The sequence below is a fragment of the Dellaglioa sp. CoH-57-MRSF-18 genome, from assembly GCF_056781995.1.
In genome coordinates, this window is the sequence record NZ_JBXAXX010000110.1 from 1 (window position 1) to 403 (window position 403).

The following is a 403-nucleotide window of genomic DNA, read 5'->3' on the forward strand; positions in this document are numbered from 1 at the left end:
GATCAGCAGACCACACAAGGTCTGGGTTTTCAGGAGTGCGTGCCGCGAGCATCGCACGCAACCGCTCGATGTCCGCAATGTGCTTGGCTTCTGCTTTCGGCGGGTGCCCACGACGCATCTTGATGAACTGCTCGTACAGGAACTTGAACCCTTCTTCCGGAGCCAGTGTCGAGAACGAATAGACAGGAACCGCGCATTCGACATAACCGAGGTCGCGCTGCACCTTGACACGCAGATAGTTGGGGCTGACTGCACGCTCGGGAATTTCTGCGAGATGAGCACGACGCTTGCCCTCCCGAACTCAGAGTCGCGCGCGACACTCGGGAATAGGGTGTTGGCCCACAACCGAGTCATAAAGACCACGTGCGAGCCTGTGTATCGCTTGGTGGACAGGAACATGAAG

General features: G+C 57.8%; 1 protein-coding gene. It reads right to left on the minus strand.

The features are described 5' to 3' along the window. The coding region (locus tag AC1RPG_RS08305) for a hypothetical protein (RefSeq protein ID WP_481762517.1) at positions 1-223 on the minus strand (223 nt) is incomplete at its 3' end. Between the last annotated feature and the right edge of the window lie 180 nt (positions 224-403).